The 18,985-nt window shown below is 59.2% G+C and carries 12 protein-coding genes; 8 read left to right on the forward strand and 4 right to left on the reverse strand.

Going from position 1 to position 18,985, the window contains the following annotated elements:
- Positions 1 to 384: 384 nt before the first annotated feature.
- The 5 genes from AC1C2O_RS03205 (at position 385) to AC1C2O_RS03225 (ending at position 9,178) form a co-directional block, all read left to right on the forward strand.
- Positions 385 to 2,820, forward strand: a complete 2,436-nt coding sequence (locus AC1C2O_RS03205; protein WP_495429007.1) for a type I restriction-modification system subunit M — start codon at positions 385 to 387, stop codon at positions 2,818 to 2,820.
- Positions 2,817 to 4,076, forward strand: coding sequence for a restriction endonuclease subunit S (locus AC1C2O_RS03210; protein ID WP_495429008.1), 1,260 nt, complete (start codon positions 2,817 to 2,819; stop codon positions 4,074 to 4,076). Before AC1C2O_RS03205 ends, AC1C2O_RS03210 begins: the two co-directional genes overlap by 4 nt.
- A complete protein-coding gene (locus AC1C2O_RS03215) occupies positions 4,073 to 7,156 on the forward strand; it encodes a type I restriction endonuclease subunit R (protein WP_495429009.1) in 3,084 nt (1,027 codons plus the stop codon). The genes AC1C2O_RS03210 and AC1C2O_RS03215 overlap by 4 nt, the downstream gene beginning before the upstream one ends.
- Entirely contained in the window at positions 7,143 to 7,880 is a 738-nt protein-coding gene (locus tag AC1C2O_RS03220) for a M48 family metallopeptidase (protein WP_495429010.1), read from the forward strand. The genes AC1C2O_RS03215 and AC1C2O_RS03220 overlap by 14 nt, the downstream gene beginning before the upstream one ends.
- Positions 7,881 to 8,128: 248 nt before the next feature.
- A complete protein-coding gene (locus AC1C2O_RS03225; protein WP_495429011.1) occupies positions 8,129 to 9,178 on the forward strand; it encodes a hypothetical protein in 1,050 nt (349 codons plus the stop codon).
- A gap of 426 nt (positions 9,179 to 9,604) precedes the next feature.
- Here the strand turns inward: AC1C2O_RS03225 and AC1C2O_RS03230 are convergent, their stop codons facing one another.
- Complete coding sequence (locus AC1C2O_RS03230; protein ID WP_495429012.1) at positions 9,605 to 10,588, reverse strand: DUF2971 domain-containing protein; 984 nt, start codon at positions 10,586 to 10,588, stop codon at positions 9,605 to 9,607.
- 256 nt (positions 10,589 to 10,844) lie between these two features.
- Here AC1C2O_RS03230 and AC1C2O_RS03235 point away from each other — a divergent pair, with 256 nt between their 5' ends.
- Positions 10,845 to 11,990 carry a PIN domain-containing protein gene (locus AC1C2O_RS03235; protein ID WP_495429013.1) on the forward strand — a complete coding sequence of 382 codons (1,146 nt, stop codon included), beginning with the start codon at positions 10,845 to 10,847 and terminating at the stop codon, positions 11,988 to 11,990.
- A 583-nt stretch (positions 11,991 to 12,573) separates the two neighbouring features.
- Here the strand turns inward: AC1C2O_RS03235 and AC1C2O_RS03240 are convergent.
- The 3 genes from AC1C2O_RS03240 to AC1C2O_RS03250 form a co-directional block, all read right to left on the reverse strand.
- A complete protein-coding gene (locus tag AC1C2O_RS03240) occupies positions 12,574 to 13,419 on the reverse strand; it encodes a helix-turn-helix domain-containing protein (protein ID WP_495429014.1) in 846 nt (281 codons plus the stop codon).
- Positions 13,420 to 14,510: 1,091 nt separating this feature from the next.
- Positions 14,511 to 14,828 (reverse strand): helix-turn-helix domain-containing protein, encoded by a 318-nt coding sequence (locus AC1C2O_RS03245; protein WP_495429015.1) that lies wholly within the window; start codon positions 14,826 to 14,828, stop codon positions 14,511 to 14,513.
- A gap of 922 nt (positions 14,829 to 15,750) precedes the next feature.
- Positions 15,751 to 15,909, reverse strand: a complete 159-nt coding sequence (locus AC1C2O_RS03250; RefSeq protein ID WP_495429016.1) for a hypothetical protein — start codon at positions 15,907 to 15,909, stop codon at positions 15,751 to 15,753.
- An 833-nt stretch (positions 15,910 to 16,742) separates the two neighbouring features.
- On the opposite strand from AC1C2O_RS03250, the gene AC1C2O_RS03255 reads away from it, so the two are divergent.
- Positions 16,743 to 17,567 carry a hypothetical protein gene (locus AC1C2O_RS03255; RefSeq protein ID WP_495429017.1) on the forward strand — a complete coding sequence of 275 codons (825 nt, stop codon included), beginning with the start codon at positions 16,743 to 16,745 and terminating at the stop codon, positions 17,565 to 17,567.
- Positions 17,568 to 17,631: 64 nt separating this feature from the next.
- Entirely contained in the window at positions 17,632 to 18,597 is a 966-nt protein-coding gene (locus tag AC1C2O_RS03260; protein WP_495431660.1) for an ImmA/IrrE family metallo-endopeptidase, read from the forward strand.
- The last annotated feature ends 388 nt before the right edge of the window (positions 18,598 to 18,985 follow it).

The following is an 18,985-nucleotide window of genomic DNA, read 5'->3' on the forward strand; positions in this document are numbered from 1 at the left end:
ATTCACGAGCCTTCTGGAGTCCAGGGATCAAAATAGTGTGCGCGACAAACACGCCGGAGGAACGCACGACGTGTGCCCGGGTGCGCCGCGGAGGGCACCCCGTTGGATATCGGGGTGCTGAGGCCAGTCCTCTACGCGCGGGAAACGCGCGCTGACAATTGTGAGGGAACGCTGCACGGGGCTCTCTCAGTGTGGATTCTTCCAGCCGAACTTGAGGCCGAGTTGGGACGCGGCCGCGTCGGCTCCAGCCGGTAGCCTGAGAGAACGCTTTGTGGATAACTATGACAACCACCTGGGTGTGGAAGAGGGCACGCACGATATGAGTTTTGAGCCAACGCACGGATCAGCAATAGCGGCAACATCGTCGAGGGTGGTGGCGTGGTAATGGCTCTCAAAAAGTCGGATCTGTATAGCTCGCTGTGGAAGGGTGCGGACGAGCTTCGTGGTGGCATGGACGCTTCCCAGTACAAGGACTACGTCCTCACGCTTCTCTTCGTTAAGTACGTCACTGACAAGGCCAAGGCAGACAAGAACAGCCTCATTGATGTGCCTACTGGTGGCTCTTTCGACGACTTCGTGACATTCAAGGGTGACAAGGAGATCGGCGACAAGGTCAATAAGGCGATCGCGAAGCTCGCTGAAGCCAACGACCTGCAGAAGGTCATCGACCTCGCGGACTTCAACGACGAAGAGAAGCTCGGCAAAGGCAAGGAGATGCAGGATCGCCTGACGAACCTGATCTCGATCTTCCAGGATCTCGACTTCCGCGGCTCCCGCGCCGAGGGCGACGATCTCCTAGGCGACGCCTACGAGTACCTAATGCGTCACTTCGCGACGGAGTCCGGCAAGTCCAAAGGGCAGTTCTACACGCCCGCTGAAGTATCGCGGATCATGGCGCAGCTGATCGGCATCAAGCCGAGTACACCTTACTCCGCGACGGTCTATGACCCGACCTGCGGGTCAGGATCACTGCTCCTTAAAGTCGCCGATGCCGCGCCGCATGGCCTGACGATCTACGGGCAAGAGAAAGACAACGCAACCTGGGCTCTCGCCAAAATGAACATGATCTTGCACGGTAACGAGATCGCTGACATCCGCAAGGGCGACACAATCGCCAGTCCACAGTTCACTACGGACGATCGTCTTGATACTTTCGACTTCCTGGTCGCCAACCCGCCATTCTCGGTCAAATCATGGGCCAACGGTCTCGAGAACGAGTACGGCCGATTCGATGGCTATGGACGCCCTCCTGAGAAGAACGGCGACTTCGCCTTCTTGCTTCACATGCTCAAGTCGCTCAAGAGCGAAGGGAAGGGCGCGGTAATCTTGCCACACGGTGTGCTCTTCCGTGGCAACTCGGAAGCCACGATCCGCAAAGAGATCATCAAGCGCGGTTACATCAAGGGCATCATCGGTATGCCTGCCAATCTCTTCTACGGCACTGGCATCCCGGCTTGCATCATCATCATTGACAAAGAGAACGCGCAGGCACGCACCGGACTGTTCATGATCGACGCCTCGAAGGGCTTCGAGAAGGATGGGCCAAAGAACCGCTTGCGGCCGCGTGACATGCACAAGATCATCGATGCGTTCACCAAGCAGGCAGAGATCGCTGGCTACTCACGCATGGTGCCGCTGAGCGAGATCGAGAATGCAGCGAACGACTTCAATCTCAATATTCCCCGCTACATCGACTCCTCCGAACCGGAGGACATCCAAGACCTCCATGCACATATCCATGGCGGTATTCCAAACCGCGACATCGACGCCCTTGACGCTTACTGGACGGCCTTCCCGTCACTGAGGTTTGAACTCTTCCGACCTCTTCGAGACGGATACTCCGAGCTCGCCGTCAATATGGATGACGTTCATACGACGATCACGAACTCCACCGAGTACCAGGCGTTCAACTCGGCCGTTGGAGATCTCGTATCGGACTGGTGGAGCGGACATCGCGAGAAGTTTGCTGGGATCTCCGGCACGACGCGACCTGCTGATCTCATCAGCGGCCTGTCGGAGAAGCTTCTCGACCTCTTCCACCCGCGCCCCCTCGTAGACGAGTACGCGGTCTACGAACAGCTCATGAGCTACTGGAATCAGACCATGCACGACGATGTCGCGCTCGTCATGAGTGAAGGCTGGGATGGAGCGGCCAAGCCCCGCAAGACGATAGAAGACATGGATCGCAAACTCTCAGAAACACCGGATCTTGTGATTGGTGCCGGGCGGAACGCATCGAAGTACAAGATGGACCTCATCCCGCCCGCGCTCATCGTGGCGCGCTACTTCGCTGATGAGCAGGCGAAGCTCGACGAGCTAGCTGTCGAAGTAGAGCGCGCAGCGCAGACGATCGAAGAGTTCGTGGAAGAGCACTCCGGCGAAGACGGTCTCCTTGCCGACACGATGGATGACGGCAAGATCAGCAAGGTGCTCGCGAGTGCTCGACTTCGCGAAGCCAAGCGTGAGGACCCTCGAAGCGACGAACTGACTACTCTCTCAAAACTAATTGCACTCTACGACGCCGAAGCGGCTGCAAAAAGGTCTGCCAAGGAATCAGGGACGAAGTTCGATCAGACCGTACTCGCTCAATACGGGAAGCTGTCAACGGCTGACATCCAGCAGTTGATTATTGACGACAAGTGGCGGGCGACTGCCGAGGGACGGGTTAGAACTGAGGTCGTTGGTCTTATAAAGAAACTCATCGAGCGCATTAGAGAACTCGGCAGCAGATATGGCCTCACGCTTGGCGCCATCGAAGAGGAGACTGACTCCCTGCGAAGGCTAGTTACCAGTCATCTCGCGGAGATGGGGGTCAAATGAGTCGGCTTGTGGTGCCAAATGGCTGGGAATTGTCTTCTCTGGTTACCCATGCCTCGATAGGGCACGGATTTGCATTCAAGAGTGAGCATTTTCGCGAATCGGGCGATTACGTGGTTGCTACGCCTGGGAACTTCTACGAAGAAGGCGGGTTTCGAAACGTTGGTGCGAAGCAGCGCTATTATGACAGCGAGTTTCCTTTGTCCTACTTGTTACAGCCAGGTGACCTTATTGTCGCCATGACGGAGCAGGCAGAAGGATTACTCGGGAGTGCAGCGATAGTTCCAGGCGATGCCAAATACCTCCACAATCAGAGAATTGGCCGAGTTAGATGCGATCCCAACAGCGCCCGCTTAGATTTTCTTTACTGGCTATTCAACTCGCGCGACTACCGAGCTGCAGTTCGCGAGACCGCTACCGGAACGAAAGTGAAGCATACTTCGCCTTCAAAGCTGCTATCGATTCCAGTACCGATTCCACCCGTCGAAGAGCAGGAACGTATCGCTGATGTTCTAAGCACCGTCGCATCTCTGTGTACTTCGTTGGAGCGGTTGATCGCGAAGAAGCAGGCGATCAAGCAGGCCATGATGCAACAGCTCCTCACCGGCAAGACCCGGCTGCCAGGTTTTCTGGATGAGTGGATACATGCCACTCTCGGGTCTATCGGAACGACGTTTGGTGGTTTAACGGGCAAGACTGGAAACGACTTCGGAGCTGGAGGGGGACGATTTGTGACGTTTATGGATGTCATGTCGCGAATGCGTATTGACGGAACGAGACTTGCCGCGGTTTCGGTCGGTGAGGATGAACGCCAGAACACCGTCAAGAAGGGGGACCTTCTACTTAACGGTTCATCCGAAACTCCTGATGAGTTAGCTATGGCTTCGGTGGTGGAGGACGTTCCGGCCGGAACCATGCTCAATAGCTTTTGTTTCGGGTTCCGATTGTCGATGTCGGCTCGTGTCGATCCGACCTACATTGCCTACTATCTACGGGGGCATCCGGGACGCATGCTCCTTTCTTCATCGGCGCAGGGTGCAACGCGATACAACTTGTCTAAGAGACAGTTTCTTTCACTCGGCTGGAACATGCCTGGCCTTGCGGAGCAGCAAGCGATCGCCGCGATTCTCCTAGATGCGGACAAAGACCTTGAAGTGATTCATAATCGCCTTAGGCAAGTTCGCCTCGTGAAAAAAGGCATGATGCAAGAGCTTTTAACGGGCCGCACTCGCCTGGTACTAGCGAAGGTCGCAGCATGAGTGTCGTCGGTCAGATCGAGCGCAAGACTCAGGATCGAGTCGTCGAACTATTCCGCGACCAGCTCGGCTATGACTACGCGGGCAGCTGGGAATACCGCGAAGACAACTCCCACGTCGAGGTTGAACTGCTGACGCAGAACCTCCTTGCTCGTGCCTACGATTCTGTCCTTGCAGACAAAGCGATTGCCGAGCTCAAGAAGGCGGCATCTCTTGGTGGCGGACGAACTCTCTACGAAGCCAACCGCGAGGTCTATGACCTGCTCCGCTACGGGGTGAAGGTCAAGCACGGAGTCGGCGAGCGATTCGAGACCGTCTGGCTGGTGGACTGGTCGAATCCAGGGGCCAACCACTTTGTGATTGCTGAAGAGGTATCGGTCAAGGGCGAGCACACCAAGCGTCCTGATGTTGTGATCTACGTCAACGGTATTGCTCTCGGCGTCATCGAGCTCAAGCGGTCCAAGGTTGGTGTCGCTGAGGGTGTTCGCCAGAACATCGGGAACCAGAAGAAGGACTTCATTCGCCCGTTCTTCACGACGGTCCAACTTCTATTCGCGGGCAATGATGTCGAGGGTCTTCGCTACGGAGTGATCGAGACTCCCGAGAAGTATTGGCTGGAGTGGAAAGAGCCATCCGATGTACAGGAGCCGTTGGATCGCGGTCTGTTGCAGATGTGTGCGAAGGATCGTTTCCTTGAGCTGATTCATGACTTTATCGTGTTTGATGCTGGCGTCAAGAAGACTGCTCGTCACAATCAGTACTTCGGCGTTAAGGCAAGCCAAACACGCATCGCCAAGCGCGAGGGCGGCATCATCTGGCACACCCAAGGGTCAGGAAAAAGCCTGACGATGGTGTGGCTGGCGAAGTGGATCAAAGAGCGTCAGCCTGAGCCGCGCGTTCTGATCATTACGGACCGCACCGAGCTTGATGAGCAGATCGAGAAGGTGTTCGGCGGTGTCAACGAGCAGATCTATCGCACCAGTAGCGGCGCCGACCTAATCACCGCGCTCAACAACCACCAGCCTCAGCTGATCACCTCCCTCGTTCATAAGTTCCGGAGCGACGACGACCGAGAGCGCGACGAGTCGCAGGACTCGTTCCTTACTGAACTCAACTCCAAGGTCCCTGCTGGGTTCAGTGCGAAGGGTAACTTCTTCGTCTTTGTCGACGAGGCGCACCGTACCCAGTCGGGAAAGATGCACACCGCGATGAAGAAGCTTCTGCCAGGGGCGATGTTCATCGGTTTCACCGGTACTCCGCTGCTCAAAGCCGATAAGACGACCAGTATCGAGACGTTCGGTAGCTTCATTCATACCTACAAGTTCGACGAGGCCGTCAAAGACGGTGTCGTGCTCGACCTTCGCTACGAGGCGCGCAACATCGATCAGGAACTCACGAGCCACGACCAGGTCGATAAATGGTTTGATGCCAAGACCAAGGGCATGACCGACCTGACCAAGGCCGAGCTGAAGAAGCGCTGGGGCACCATGCAGAAGGTAGTCAGTGCGGAGCCTCGCTCGAAGCGGATCGTGCAAGACATCCTGCTCGACATGGAACTGCGTCCCCGACTGATGGACGGTCGCGGCAACGCGATGCTCGTCGGCTCGAGCATTTACCAGGCCTGCAAGTTCTACGAGATGTTCGTTCAGGCCGGCTTCAAAGGCAAGGTCGCCATCGTCACCAGCTACGTGCCGATGGCCGGAGATATCTCTAAAGAGGATGGCGGCCACGGTGCAACCGAGAAGCTGCGCCAGTACGACATCTATCGGCAGATGCTCGCGGACTACTTCGACGAACCTGCCGACCAAGCAGTGCTGAAGATCGAACAGTTCGAGAAGGACGTCAAGCGCCGATTCATCGACGAGCCCGGCCAAATGCGTCTACTTATCGTGGTCGACAAACTGCTGACCGGCTTCGACGCACCTTCAGCGACCTACCTCTACATCGACAAGAAGATGCGCGACCACGGGCTTTTCCAGGCGATATGTCGTGTCAACCGGCTGGACGGCGACGACAAGGAATACGGGTACATCGTCGACTACCAAGACCTCTTCAATTCACTTGAAGACGCCATCGTCGACTACACCTCCGGCGCGCTCGACGGTTACGAGAAGACCGATATCGATGGGCTGCTGAAGAACCGTAGCGAGCAGGAACGCAAGGATCTTGATGAGGCGCTCGAACGAATCCGTGCGCTATGTGAACCTGTCGCCCCGCCGAAGGAAACGCTCCAGTATCAGCACTATTTCTGCGCAGCCGAGGCCGGGAACGCCGACCAGCTGAAGGTCAACGAGCCGAAGCGTGTCGAGCTGTATAAGTCAGTCAGTGGTCTTGTTCGGGCATATGCGGTGCTCGCTAACGACATGGACGCCGCGGGTTACACGACCGAGCAGGCTGCCGCGATAAAGAAGGAAGTTGCTCACTACGTCGCCGTGCGCGATGAGGTGAAGCTCGGCGCGAACGAGAACGTCGACTTTAAACAGTTCGAGGCCGGGATGCGCTTCCTGCTCGATACCTACATTCAGGCCGGAAATTCTGAGATCGTCGCCGAGTTCGAAGACACCGGCCTGGTTGATCTGATCGTCCAGCGCGGTGCAGGCGCGATTGATGCGCTGCCGCCTGGCATCAAGAAGAACAAGGACGCCGTCGCCGAGACGATCGTCAACAATGTTCGCAAGACGATCATTGACGAGCACGCCATGAACCCGAAGTACTACGAGACCATGTCCTCACTTCTTGACGCACTCATCGAGCAGCGTCGTCAAGAGGCTATCGACTATAAGAAATATCTCGAAGAACTGATCGCGCTCGCAACCAAAGTCGGCAAGAAGGAATCCGACACCGTCTATCCCGACTGGGCGAAAAACGGCGCGCAGAAGGCGCTGGTCGACTTCGGCTGGTCGGAAACAACCATTGTCATTCAGCTTGACACAGCGATCAACGTCGCGAAACCGCACGACTGGGTTGGTAACAAGATGAAGGAGAAGGTCGTCGCGAACGCAATCAGGAAGGTCCTCCCGGACGGCTTCGATCGCTTCGACGAACTCTTCGACCTCGTGAGGGCACGCGATGAGTACCGCTAACGCCTATCTCACCGTTGCCGGAATTGGAATTGATGTCGTCTACAAGCACATCAAGAACATGCACATTTCCGTCTATCCACCGATGGGACGCGTGCGCGTGGCCGCGCCTGAGCGTCTCGATGAAGACGCGATTCGCTTAGCAATCGTGCAGCGTCTTCCGTGGATCAAGAAGCAACGCCAGCAACTTCAGGATGCCGAGCGCCAATCTGAACGTGAGGTGGTGACGGGCGAATCGCACTATGTGTGGGGTCAGCGACTGCGGCTCAAACTGGTCGAAACCACTGGACGTCCGCACGTCGACGTTGCGGGGTTGAAGCTTCAGCTTTCTGTGCCGGTTGGATTTGATTCCGCACATCGCCGAAAGCTCCTCGAGGAGTGGTACCGCAAGCAGATCAAGGCAGCGATCCCCCCGCTGATTGAGAAGTGGCAACCGCTGATCGGGCAAGAGGTCAATGGCTGGACTGTCCGCCGTATGAAGACGAAGTGGGGCTCGTGCAATCCCGACTCTGCGAATCTCTGGTTCAACATTGAACTTGCCAAGAAGCATCCAAGCTGCCTTGAGTACATCGTCGTACACGAGATGACTCACCTCCATGAACGTACTCACAACGATCGATTCGTTGAACTAATGGACAAGCATCTCCCTGACTGGCGCGCTCGTCGTGACGAACTGAATGGCGCCCCCTTGGCTGAAGAATATTGGGAACACGGTGGTGAACGATGAGATGCATTTCGCCGCGACATTTGCACATTTCGTTGCCTTCGTTGTCGCGGGGGAGTTGGCGTGGCTGCCCGTAGAGCACTTCAACTTTTTCGGTGACATTGAGAGCGCGCCGAGCAGTGACGAGTCATGAGTCGGTCATAATCGGACCATTCAGGTCTAGTCGAGATCTGGTGATGCGCGCTCGAGGCCGACATCGGGAAGGATGGCGGTCCCTGGGATGTCCTTGGATAGACGTGAGGTGGAACATCGTGACCGCATCAACCCCACTTGAGGTGGCCTGTGACGAGTCCGGCAACGACGGTGAGAACGTCCTCTCAGGACGATCGACGGTCTTCGCTCATGCCAGCGTGACGTTGGCACACGACGCTGCTGCAGAACTGATGGATGAGGTCCGAGGGCGCATACGTAGCCAGAGCACGGAGCTGAAGTCGAAGACGATCCTTCAGCCTCGGCACCAAGCCACAGCCAAGTGGCTACTCGCACACCCTTCGATTGAAGGCAGCGCGTCCGTGCATCTCACCCACAAGAAGTACTTTATGGTGTCGAAGCTGTTCGACTCGACAGCGGAAGAACTCGCGCATTCGTTCGGCCACGACATCTACGAGACACGGGTTGCGCTGGCGGGGGCGAATCTGCTGTTCTTCCTCGGCCCTCTAAGCTACGGTGCGGAGTGGGATCGACTCCTGATGACGTTCCAGCACTTCATGCGCGCGAAGGACGCCCGCCAGGCGCAGGAGCATCTGGCGCGCCTGATCAAGATCATGGTGGGACTTCTGTCTGACGAGGACGCACCTGCGCGAGATGTGCTCGACACGGTCTTCGCTGGGTTCAGCCATCTCGCATCCCTGTCGAAGCTCCAACTCGGCGAGGGCACGGATGAACGGCTTCGAACGACGGATCCGCTCATCTCCGCGGTCGGAGCAGCGGTGCACTTCTGGGCGTCGACCTCCGGAAGAACCGTGGAACTGATCCACGACGTCGCCAAGGAGTTGACCCCGGTGAAGATCGAGTGGGCAAAGTGGTCCCTCGCGCACCCCGAGGACATCGCCCCTTCACGACAAGGTTTGGCCAGCGAACTCACCGATGTGCGACTCGTCGACTCGATGGACGATCCACGCGTCCAGATGGCTGATCTGCTCGCCGGCATTGGGCGAATCGTTGGAGAGCTGTTGGTCAACGAGCAAAAGCACCCGCTGGCTCCGAGCCTGGCCCCGATGTTGAGCGGAGCCAGTCTCTGGCCGATCCGCGAGAACATGAACGTCGAGAACGCCCGCGAGGCGATGCGCTCTCAGTTCTGATCGGCCGTGGTGTCGCTGACACGCACCCAGGCAGTGAATTCTCGGTATGGTGCTCGGCGGACGAGGAAGAACGGACCCTGCTCCGTGTCGTCGAGATCCGCTCGCGCCATCTCGATGTCGTCGCTACATCTTTCTGCACCGATCTCGATCGGAGGCTGTAATACAGCTCCGCTAGGCAGTCGGTACAAGGGGTACCGCATTCAGGGACACACACGATGATTTCAGGCTCCGCTGAGCCAAGGCCGCTGGACCGGGCGTGGTCACGACAGCGCGGGATGTTCGGCTGTTTCCTCTGGCCGCGGCGCACTGGTAGGCGCCGGCGCACGAGCTTCGCTGCGAGGATGTCGTCGACGCGGTGAGGATCATCGGGAAGGCCTCGTCGCCTCGCCGGTGTGCACACACGACGATAGGCCCGGTGAGCGGACGTCAAGGGAGGAACGGGATTTCCGACCTGTTCACCGGCACGCCCGTTCGACCTGTCGAGTCGAGTAGGGTCCGCGTGCCGCGCACTCGCTGCTCCATCGCGTCGCCCGAGGGCGGTCCGACAAGTATTTCCCCGACCGGCAATGGCGTGAACACGGTTGGCGACTGAGCATTGCCCAGCGGCGCGTGCCCCAGCGTCAGGTACGGTACGGGGCCGCGGCGCGAAGGCCGGAAGTCCGGCCGAACTCCTTCAGGGCGCTGGACGATCAGGCGAACCTCGTCCTCCTTCTCGAACGACGGGTGCTTCAGCACCGCCGCAAGGCCGGCTAGATGCGCTTGCACGACGATGACCGCCGCGCGCTGATCGGGGGAGTTGACGATCTTCCCCGCCTGCTTGCGAGTGTCCAGCAGCAGATTGAAAACCGACCGGATGAGCTCATCCTGCTCAGCAGGTCTGTACCGGACCTTGACCCACTCCGGTGACACCATGAATCCCGTGTCGACGGAAGGCCGCCCGATCAGGGTGTAAGTCGCGAATGCGTCGAGCTTGATTGCGTACCCGCCATCGCCGGCATAGCCGCGCCAATGCTCGAGCGAGTCTCGGGTAGCGGAGGCGCAGCAGACGTAGGCGGGGTTCTCGGCCAGGTGCTTCAGCAGGTCGTTGAGGACGATGCGGATGGGAATGTGTTCCCGGACCGTCCCCGCCGTCGCGTTCCCCTCGACTTCGTACCAGTCGAGGATGCGTTGAGCGCCATACTGCAACTCGCTGATGTCGTTGAGTTGCGTTGCCGCGGTTGCTCGGAGCGCACCGCCGGGACAGGCCACGGACTGCGCGGTCCCGGGTTCCTGGTACGGAACGGGGATGGAGCTCGTCAAGATCCCAACGAGGCCGGCAGCGTCCGTGTAGTGCCAGACATCTTTCTTAAAGGACTCACTCAGACGGAAAGCAGATAAGGTGCCACGGATTGGGGAATTGGCCTCAGTCATCACGCCAGGATATTGCTTGGCCGTGACTCGGCCGGACCGCTTCGGCGCCAGATGGTGAAGTCTCGGCGCTCATCCAGGGCGGTGAGAGCCGTTCTGGTTTCGAGGTCGAGGAGCGGGTGGACCTTCGTCGTGACGGTGTCGCAGACCTCATCCCGGTGGACGGGGAAGACACGGACCCTAAATCGGTGCCTTTCTGCGTGTATCGGCCTGCCGCGTCGACTGGTGCTCGTTCTGGAAGGGCATCCTGATCTGGAGTATGGATGGGAGCTCCGTCCGCTCCGCGGCGAGCTTGACGTTCGAACGAGCGGCTGATCGGAGGCCAAAGCGCGGTGAAACCGGTACGTTGTGTAGCGTCCTATTGTCCGCGGCGCGGTCGTCGCAAGTAAAGGAGGAGTTCATACTCGTCATCGTCGACGCGAACATCCTCATGCAGGATCCGCTCATGCGTGAACGTAAGTGGGAAGCGGCACAAGCAGCGATCAGCGCGGGCCGGTTGCGCCTCGTCTTGCCGGACGTCGCCCGGCGAGAAGCCATTGGCGGGTTTCACAGGAATCATGACGACAAGATTCGGCAGGTCAAGGCCGTCCTCAAGAAGTCATCGAGCGGAGCGAAGGACGCTGCCGCAGCGTTGCTCCAGACCTACAAGGACGAGAAAGCCGGGTACGAATCGATCCTGGACGCCCGTATTCAGCAGATCGGCATCGAGGTCGTGCCGCTTCCCGACATCGATCACGTAGAACTGACGCAACGAGCGATTGACCGCACACCGCCGTTCAACGATACGGGTGGCGGGTACCGAGATTCACTTATCTGGCTGACCGCGCTTGAACAGGTCGAGGATCACCCTTTCGACGACTTGACCATCTTGTCCAAGGACACGATCTTCAGTAAGCGGAGGCAGGTGCTTGAGGAGGAGAGCAGGCGCGAGACGGGCGCTTACCTTGTAGTTGTCAGCTCCCTGGCGGCGATGGAGTTCCCCGGCGAGTACGAGAGCGGCACGTTCGAGTTGTCTGGCCTGGATATCAGCCTGGAGGACATCACAGAGCAGATCAGCGACAGCCTCGTCGGCATGGACATCTCGCGATGGACCCCGCCTGGGCCGGATCATGCCGTGGTGCAGCAGGTTGGCCAGATTGTCCTGGACCCTGACGACATCGAGGTGAAGAAGCGGTACGGGGCAGAGGGCTATGAGATCCGGGCAGACGCTGTCGCCGACATCGACGCGACCGTCTTCGTGATTTATGACGGCCAGGGAGACGAAGTCGAGTTCTCGCAGATGTCGGCGCGATGGAACCTGCGGGTTCGGTGGCGAGGGGACGCGGTCGGGGAGTTCACTCGTCTCGAGAGCAATGGGAACATCGAGGTTCTCGGCCTCGAAGAGCGCCACCACTCCGTGCGCTGAGGGTCACGCGCCAACGGTGCTCCGTTCGCGGAACGCGACCAGCAATCCGTTCCCAACGCGGAGCAGTTCGCCGGCGCGGTCACAGCTGACGTGTACCACTGGACCGCTCGAGGTGATGGGCCGAGGGTCTTCAGCTCCGGTGGGACCTCGACGTGAGAGAAGGGATCAATCTCAGTTCCCGGCGGCAAGCAGACTCGAGTCTCGACGCCTGCCTGCACCATGGGCATTCGTCCATGGCCCTCAAATCGATTTCAGTTGCTGCGTCTCTTGCCCTCGTCGGCAGCCTTCATGGCACTGAACGAGGCGTTCCGGCTGTACGACCTTCGGCGTGCGCGGCACGACCGTGTCTAGGCGCAAGGCTCCAGGGACACGAGCATGAATTCCTTCGCCTGGCCAGCTCCGAGTGACGTTGGCTCTGGCGAGACCTCCCCGCGCGATTGCAGGGAGTGCGTTCATGCTCCATAGTCATGGTGCCAGGTTCCACGGATGTCGCGGGATGCGCATGCGACAGGTCACGACCACCGTGTAGGGGACTCCTAGCCCGATGGGCGCGCTCCGTAGTCGAAATGGTTCACCTGCTCGTCTATGAACTCGTTCGGGAAAATAGGAATGCGGCCAAGCCTAAACGTGCGACCACCCAAGTGCGCCCCACCTTGATTCCGGCAAGTGCGTCCCGGCGACAGAGCACATTGACATGGCTTTCCGTGAATCCGAGGACGTCAGCTGCTTCTTTCACTGTGACGAGATCGGGAAGGTGAGTGACCATCTCGGACTCGCGCGCGGTGAAGAGTACACGCCTATCTATGAGAGAGACGCGGGCAAGATCGTTGGCTTGGCACTCGAGATACGCAAGAACGTCCGCGCGCTTGTACGACCATTGCTTTCCCCTCTTTGTGGCGGGAAGGGCCTTTTGACGGGTTAGATCGCCGATAAAACGTCGATCTACGCGAAGGTAGGTCGCCAACGAGCCCTGCTCGAACGTGTCGGCTATAGAGGTGCAGGATGCCGCAAGAAGGTTGTTCATGCTGCTTCCATGCGCGGTGGGCAAAGCGATCTGCACCATCGACTTACTGGCGTTCATACGTGAGCGACGAGGTGCTCGCGCGAAATCCGCTGCTGTCACTGGTGGTTCGCCGAATGTGCGGAGAAGTGCACTCACCGGATCAATGACCTCAACCGCGTGTACTTCGCGCAGTATGTCGCGGAATGAGGTGCCCGTCTGCAAGCAGGAGAGAACCGATTCGCTGCGGGCTGCGCCGAGCGTTGCAAGGACTCGTGCATACGCTTCCGCTTGCTTCCGCGCCCGAAATGAACGGCTCGGGGATGCTGGCCCGAAACCGTCTGGAGACCGGTATCGAACTTCCCAGGAGGCGAAGGACTTCTCGGGACGGAAGCGAATATTCGATTTCGTCAGGTCATTGATGAGCATGGGCGTCTCGCGATGGGTTCGGTCGTTGCCACTGGGCTCAGGTGCAATCAGAACCTCTATGCGCGGACGCACGAACTCTTGGGAGGTGTGATCAAGAGGCCTCTGATCGCTTGTGTAGTCTGCGGCCGTCCATAGCCGTGCGAGCTTAGATTCTGCGGCGCTGACTCTCATATCAACGATGTACGCGGCGCCTGCACAGACTTCTCAACGGGCTCTCCCGAGTCGCACCAAGATAGGCGAAGACCTGAGTTCCTCAACTCATAGGAGGAGTGCACGGCGATTCGTGCATCATGGCCTTCCCGCTGGCTATACGCCTGGAGCCGGAGGTGGGAGCAGGGTCGACCATATCTCGCTTAATGCAGGCCACTAGTCACCGGAGCTTTGCGATTCGCGCCTGAACGTGTCAGCCAACACAGAAACCAACACGCGTCCCACCACTTGTCGTGAAACGTAATCAGGACCGTTGATTCGTTACGATTCAACGGTCCTGATTACGATTCGAGTGCCGGCGGTGGGACTCGAAGATTAACGCCTACAGTCGTGGCACTTAAGAATCCGCGGAATTACGCGGAAGTCGTTCCCGCCGATGCACCCTCGATACGGGCCGATACGGTGCAAAACGAGGGAATGTGAGTTATATAACTCACGTAACTCACCCAAATTTCATGGCCAGCGAAGAGCCCTGTGAGGCCATAGCTATCCCGCTCGCCACCATCGTCCGAGAGCCCGGTGCGACGGCTCGCAGCCGCGGCGTAGACACCTTAGGCGCGGCACATCGACGTTGCTCGGCTACCAAAATTGCCTGGGGTTAGTGACTGTCGATGCCGACGTAGCCCTCCGAGTGTGATGAGCGTGGACTGTGCCGCTCACCGCTGACGACCGGGGGAGTGTCGATGACCGTGGGCCCCTCACCGCGGATGGATGACGGTGCAACGCCTCGCCCATGCCGGGCCGATGCGGCGCCGTAGTTTCGGGTTTGCACCCCGAGTAGACGAGATGCTCGCGCCGAAGTCACACTTCTGAACCGGGCGCGGCCGACAACGCAGCTGCGCTGACCAGAGCGCACGCGATGAGCGCGGAAGGCGCCGCGGTTAATGCAGGCGAGGGGACGAGGATTTGCGCCGCGAGGCTGCGGACCGTTCGTACGGGTCCCATGGTTTTGGCGGGGCGAGTTCGGTGGTTGTCGTTTCGTCTTGAACCTTGGATGAGGCGGTATCCACGGGCTCAGTACTGGTGTTGCGCGTCACGTAGTCACGTAGCCCTGACACGGGGAACACCCACACGCGTTTGGCCTTCATCGCCGCGATTTTCCGGCTTTTCGCGAGCTCAGTGAGCTTGCGCGGGCTGACTCGCAGATACTCGGCAGCCTCGGCGAGGCTCACTAGTGGTTCCAGGTCCTTCAGGTCCATGACGACTCCCATGCGGTACGCGACTTACGCGCACCAATCTGCGTGCTCGCGACTTTAGGGGCCTTCGTCACGTACGCGTTGCACCTTGTGCACGCATCGGGTGCCGTGGGTATCGGCCCGTGTCGTGGACGCAGCCCAACCACCGCGCATAGCGAAGGAATGGATGCACAACCCAAGCAGAACGCTCCCGACGGCGAACGAGGGCAGATAAACAAGGCCGCAGGGAAGCAGGTTGGGTGGTGGGACTCTGGAGCGGAGCTAGCCGAGATGTCGGAAAGGCTAGGTACGATGCCAACCAGCACCGATTCGGGCGTTCCGGCACGCCTGGTTGCTTGGGCGAAGAATCAGCGCCGTTCGCGCTGTCTCACTGTTCCGCAGGTCGCGTACCTGGAGGGGATTCCGGGCTGGAGTTGGTCGCCACGTGAGGACGCTTGGGACGCGCGCGTTCATGCGCTTGACGTCTTTGTCCGTAAGAATGGCCGTCTTCCACGCGCTCGGTCTGCTGAGCCTTCTGAGCGCTCGCTCGCGTACTGGACATCGCGAGCGCGCCGAGCAGCGCAGCGCGGCCTTCTCCCGTATCGGCATCTCGTCACCTTGAACGCCGTCGTCCCACTCGTCTACAACTCCGACCGAGCGCCACATGTGCCCTTGAATTAATGCTGTTCTCCTCCCGTCAGCCATGGAACTCGTACTTGTCTGCTAGCCGGGGAGCGCTGCGCGCCACCACCGGTCTGAGCGTCGAGGAGCGGGTGGTCACGGGCTCCACGTAACTCACAAGGGTTCCTTGTACGTTCGCGTAACGGCAATCGAGATGCACGGCGTAGCGCGGCGCTCTTCAATCTGGATGCTGCCCATCATTTCAGCGCGCGTGTTCGCCCGTCGGGAGTGGCGCTGGCGTGTAGCCGCTAGCCGAACAAGGTTCTCAACCGTGCTGTCGGTCGCCAACTGTCAGCGGCCCATGGCGGTGGGACCGCGCGCCGTTCAGCCAGCCGTACGGCGCGACGAAGATGATGATGGACCGCTCGCCGCCGACGGCGAATGTGCGGGCTACGGTGAGGCGACCAGGCGCGTGAAGCGTCACTACCGCTGCTGAACACGCCAACGGAATCCTCGCAAAGCCGCATGGCGCGAACGTTTCCAAGCCCGACAATATCGTCACTTGTGCTGCCGACCGTCCACCTGTCAGCAGGTGGCTACGGTGGGGCCGAGTGCTGTTTCAACCTCCAGCGCGGTGCGAACGTCACGGTGAGGATGACCGTGCCTCGAACTACCGAGAATATCTCGGTAGTTCACGCGAAAGCACCGCAAATATTGGGAACGACTGGGAGGCAGTGGTGAGGGATAAGGCTGAAGCAGAGCCAGCGACGTAACGCTTGGCGAGTTGCTCCTAAGGGTGAGCGCAGAACACGAAAGGGAAAATTCGCCCCCAGACAGCACGTGCGTCCGGCAAGGCGCCACCTCTCGGCTATGTCGTTGGCTAACGATACGATTCGTATCGTGCCAGCCCACAAACCCGAATTCGCCGATATCTATGGTGTCGCAACGCACGTGGTGCCTGACGCCCATGACACGCCCAGGCGAAATGTCGTAGTTCACCCAAGAGCAGACCTTGTCAGCATGCTGGGGCGCACCACCCAGCTTGACAGTTTTGAAACCGATTCGTGTCTGCACAGTGGGGTGGACGTCAACTGCAGGCTGGACCTGCCTGGGATGTTCACGACGCGTTTTCAGCACAGTATCCCTATGCGACACTTCTCGAATCCGCGGGATTGTGCGTTCTACGGTCCACTCAGTGAGGCTGCTGCGACGGAGCTACGGGAGTTCTGGGACAAGCTCCTTTACTCTTAGCTGGATTCGCGCAAACAGGATGCGTTGGATAGGCTGACAGACTTTGCAATTTGAGGGGGAGCAAGCGTGGACATCGAGGGAACGCCTAGTTGGGTGTCGTCGGTCTTCAGCGATTTTGCCGCGCCTAAGGTCGGTGATGCATGGACGTTGGCATGGAATGGCAAGCACCAAGGTGTCGTCGTGCTCAGCCGTGTTCTCGACGACCACGTCGTCGGGATGCCAATTTCGGCAGCGTCCCCTTCGACGACAGAAATCATCGTCAATTTGCCGGGAATAGACTTGGCCCTCTGGCCGCAGGCTGAGACCGGACTGGGCACTTTCCTGCTCCATCGGCGTTTGGGGAACGTGCTTACCTCAGAACAGGTGGTGGAGGCGCGACGTTGGAGTCTCACCGGAACCGAATTGGCTTCGCTGGAGGCGGGGGCGGGGGACAAGGATGCGGACGCGTTCGAATCGATGCTGGATGCTTTCAGGTATCTCTGTTTCATCGAGTGGCCGTCGCAAGCCGAGGCGACACTTGACGTCGCGATTGTGGGGATGGAGCCGCTTGAGTTCGCGCGGATGACTGGAATCAGTACCCCGCGAGTCCTGGCACTTTGGGAAGGGCAGCCGGTCCATGCGGACGAACGGGAGATGATAGGCGAGCGTGCCGAGAGGTGGCTGACGGTCACACAGACTGAGGCCACAATGAGTCTTTCGTCACCAACGTTGAAGGGTCCTATTGTCGAGCTCGCCGCACTGTTGGGCGGTGACGAACGGCTGGCGCGGAATGACGCTCGTGCTGCATATGCGCTGGCCGCTCGGACTGACTCTGCCGTTGCTCGAAATGCGACACGTGCGGCAGACACTGTCGCGAGACTGATTGAGGATGCCCGTGCTTCCCTCGATTAGTAACCCTGACGAATGGCGCACCGATGCCAATGCGGTGCTTGTTGCGCAGCATCTGCTTGCAGGGATGAATCTCGATGTATCGCGTTCGGACCTCGAAGATGACGTCATCGGTGCGCTGTCGTCGTCTTCCGAGGTCATCTTCGAATGGTCCTCGAGCGTCTCCGGGGCATGTGAGCTTCACGGGAGTTATTCGGCTACGCCACCTCGCATTCGAGTGTCACGTCGCTCCGGAACTGCCCGTGCCAACTTCACGGCTGCGCACGAGCTAGGTCACCATCTTCAGGCTCATGACACCGAGTGGGCATTGGGTGTGCTCGCTGGACTGCGACGCAAGAGTCGTTTCGTCGCTCAGGACGTTGAGGAGAGAGTGAGCAATGAAGTTGCCGTCCGCCTACTCATGCCGGATGCGTTCGTCGCCGCTGAATGGACAGGGACACTTTCTCCTCAGTTTGTTCGTGCCCTCGTGCGCGACGGACGCGTCTCGAGGTGGGCAGCGAGCATCCGCGCGGTCGGACACCAGCACAAGGAGAACTCGGCACCGACTGTCGTTGTCATTGCCCGGCCTGATGGAATCGTGACATCTGCGGTCGCATCCGACGGCGCACAGTTCGCGCCCCCGCCGAATCGAAGCGTGCAACCCGATTTCGCTGTCCTCGCACAGCGGCAGCCAGGCACTCATCGTGCGATTGACGGCTTCATCTACAGCTCAGGAAAGACACGGGCCGACCTCAGATACGAGTGGGACTGGGACCACGACGGAACGCATTTGATTGTCGTCGTTCAGCCTGAGTATCGATTCGGTGACGCCAACTGGGGTGGCGACGAGGTCGAATGCCCGTCGCCCAGCTGCGGGAGCACGTTCTCTCGTTCACAAGCGCTTCTCTGTCGCACCTGCATACAACCCGTCTGTCCCGACTGCTCTGCGTGCGGTTGTGAGAAACGCGAGGGCAAGACATGCATGAATTGCTTCACTGTTATGTCTCTTGCTCACTCGCGCCTCGGCGACACGCACGAGGAGTGTCCCGTCTAATCGCCCGCTTGAACGTCCGTTGCGGTGCGGCACGCGTGGGAATCACGCGGAGCGCGTTGTCGTCCGCTGACGCTGACAGGGTGATTGGCCTCTAGTCCTTGTTGGTTCTGCCCAACAGCTTGGGAAGTCTGAGTTGAGCGCGGCCCCGGTCGTCGTCGCATTCTTCTGCTCGGGCATCCATACGCGGCCGAAGCACCGTTTGATGAAAAGCGACCTTCGCCTCGTCGGAGTTCTCGACGTCCTGAAGGAACGGCGCCAGCGCCTGCAACTCGAGCTCCTACCGCGAGATTCCAATGACGTAGTCTTGCCTGCTTCTCGCGGGTTCGTGATGGAGCGCCGGGCAACAGTCAGTCTTGGTGTAACCCATTCAGTTCACGGGTTGGGTTGG

Source organism: Microbacterium sp. Y355 (assembly GCF_059445345.1).

Excerpts from the sequence above, each read along its gene's own strand:
- AC1C2O_RS03235 (WP_495429013.1), top strand. The coding sequence starts at position 10,845 with ATGGATGGGAGCTCCGTCCGCTCCGCGGCGAGCTTGACGTTCGAACGA.
- AC1C2O_RS03205 (WP_495429007.1), top strand. The coding sequence starts at position 385 with ATGGCTCTCAAAAAGTCGGATCTGTATAGCTCGCTGTGGAAGGGTGCG.
- AC1C2O_RS03240 (WP_495429014.1), bottom strand. The coding sequence starts at position 13,419 with ATGCTCATCAATGACCTGACGAAATCGAATATTCGCTTCCGTCCCGAG.
- AC1C2O_RS03230 (WP_495429012.1), bottom strand. The coding sequence starts at position 10,588 with ATGACTGAGGCCAATTCCCCAATCCGTGGCACCTTATCTGCTTTCCGT.
- AC1C2O_RS03260 (WP_495431660.1), top strand. The coding sequence starts at position 17,632 with ATGAATCTCGATGTATCGCGTTCGGACCTCGAAGATGACGTCATCGGT.
- AC1C2O_RS03245 (WP_495429015.1), bottom strand. The coding sequence starts at position 14,828 with ATGGACCTGAAGGACCTGGAACCACTAGTGAGCCTCGCCGAGGCTGCC.
- AC1C2O_RS03210 (WP_495429008.1), top strand. The coding sequence starts at position 2,817 with ATGAGTCGGCTTGTGGTGCCAAATGGCTGGGAATTGTCTTCTCTGGTT.
- AC1C2O_RS03215 (WP_495429009.1), top strand. The coding sequence starts at position 4,073 with ATGAGTGTCGTCGGTCAGATCGAGCGCAAGACTCAGGATCGAGTCGTC.
- AC1C2O_RS03220 (WP_495429010.1), top strand. The coding sequence starts at position 7,143 with ATGAGTACCGCTAACGCCTATCTCACCGTTGCCGGAATTGGAATTGAT.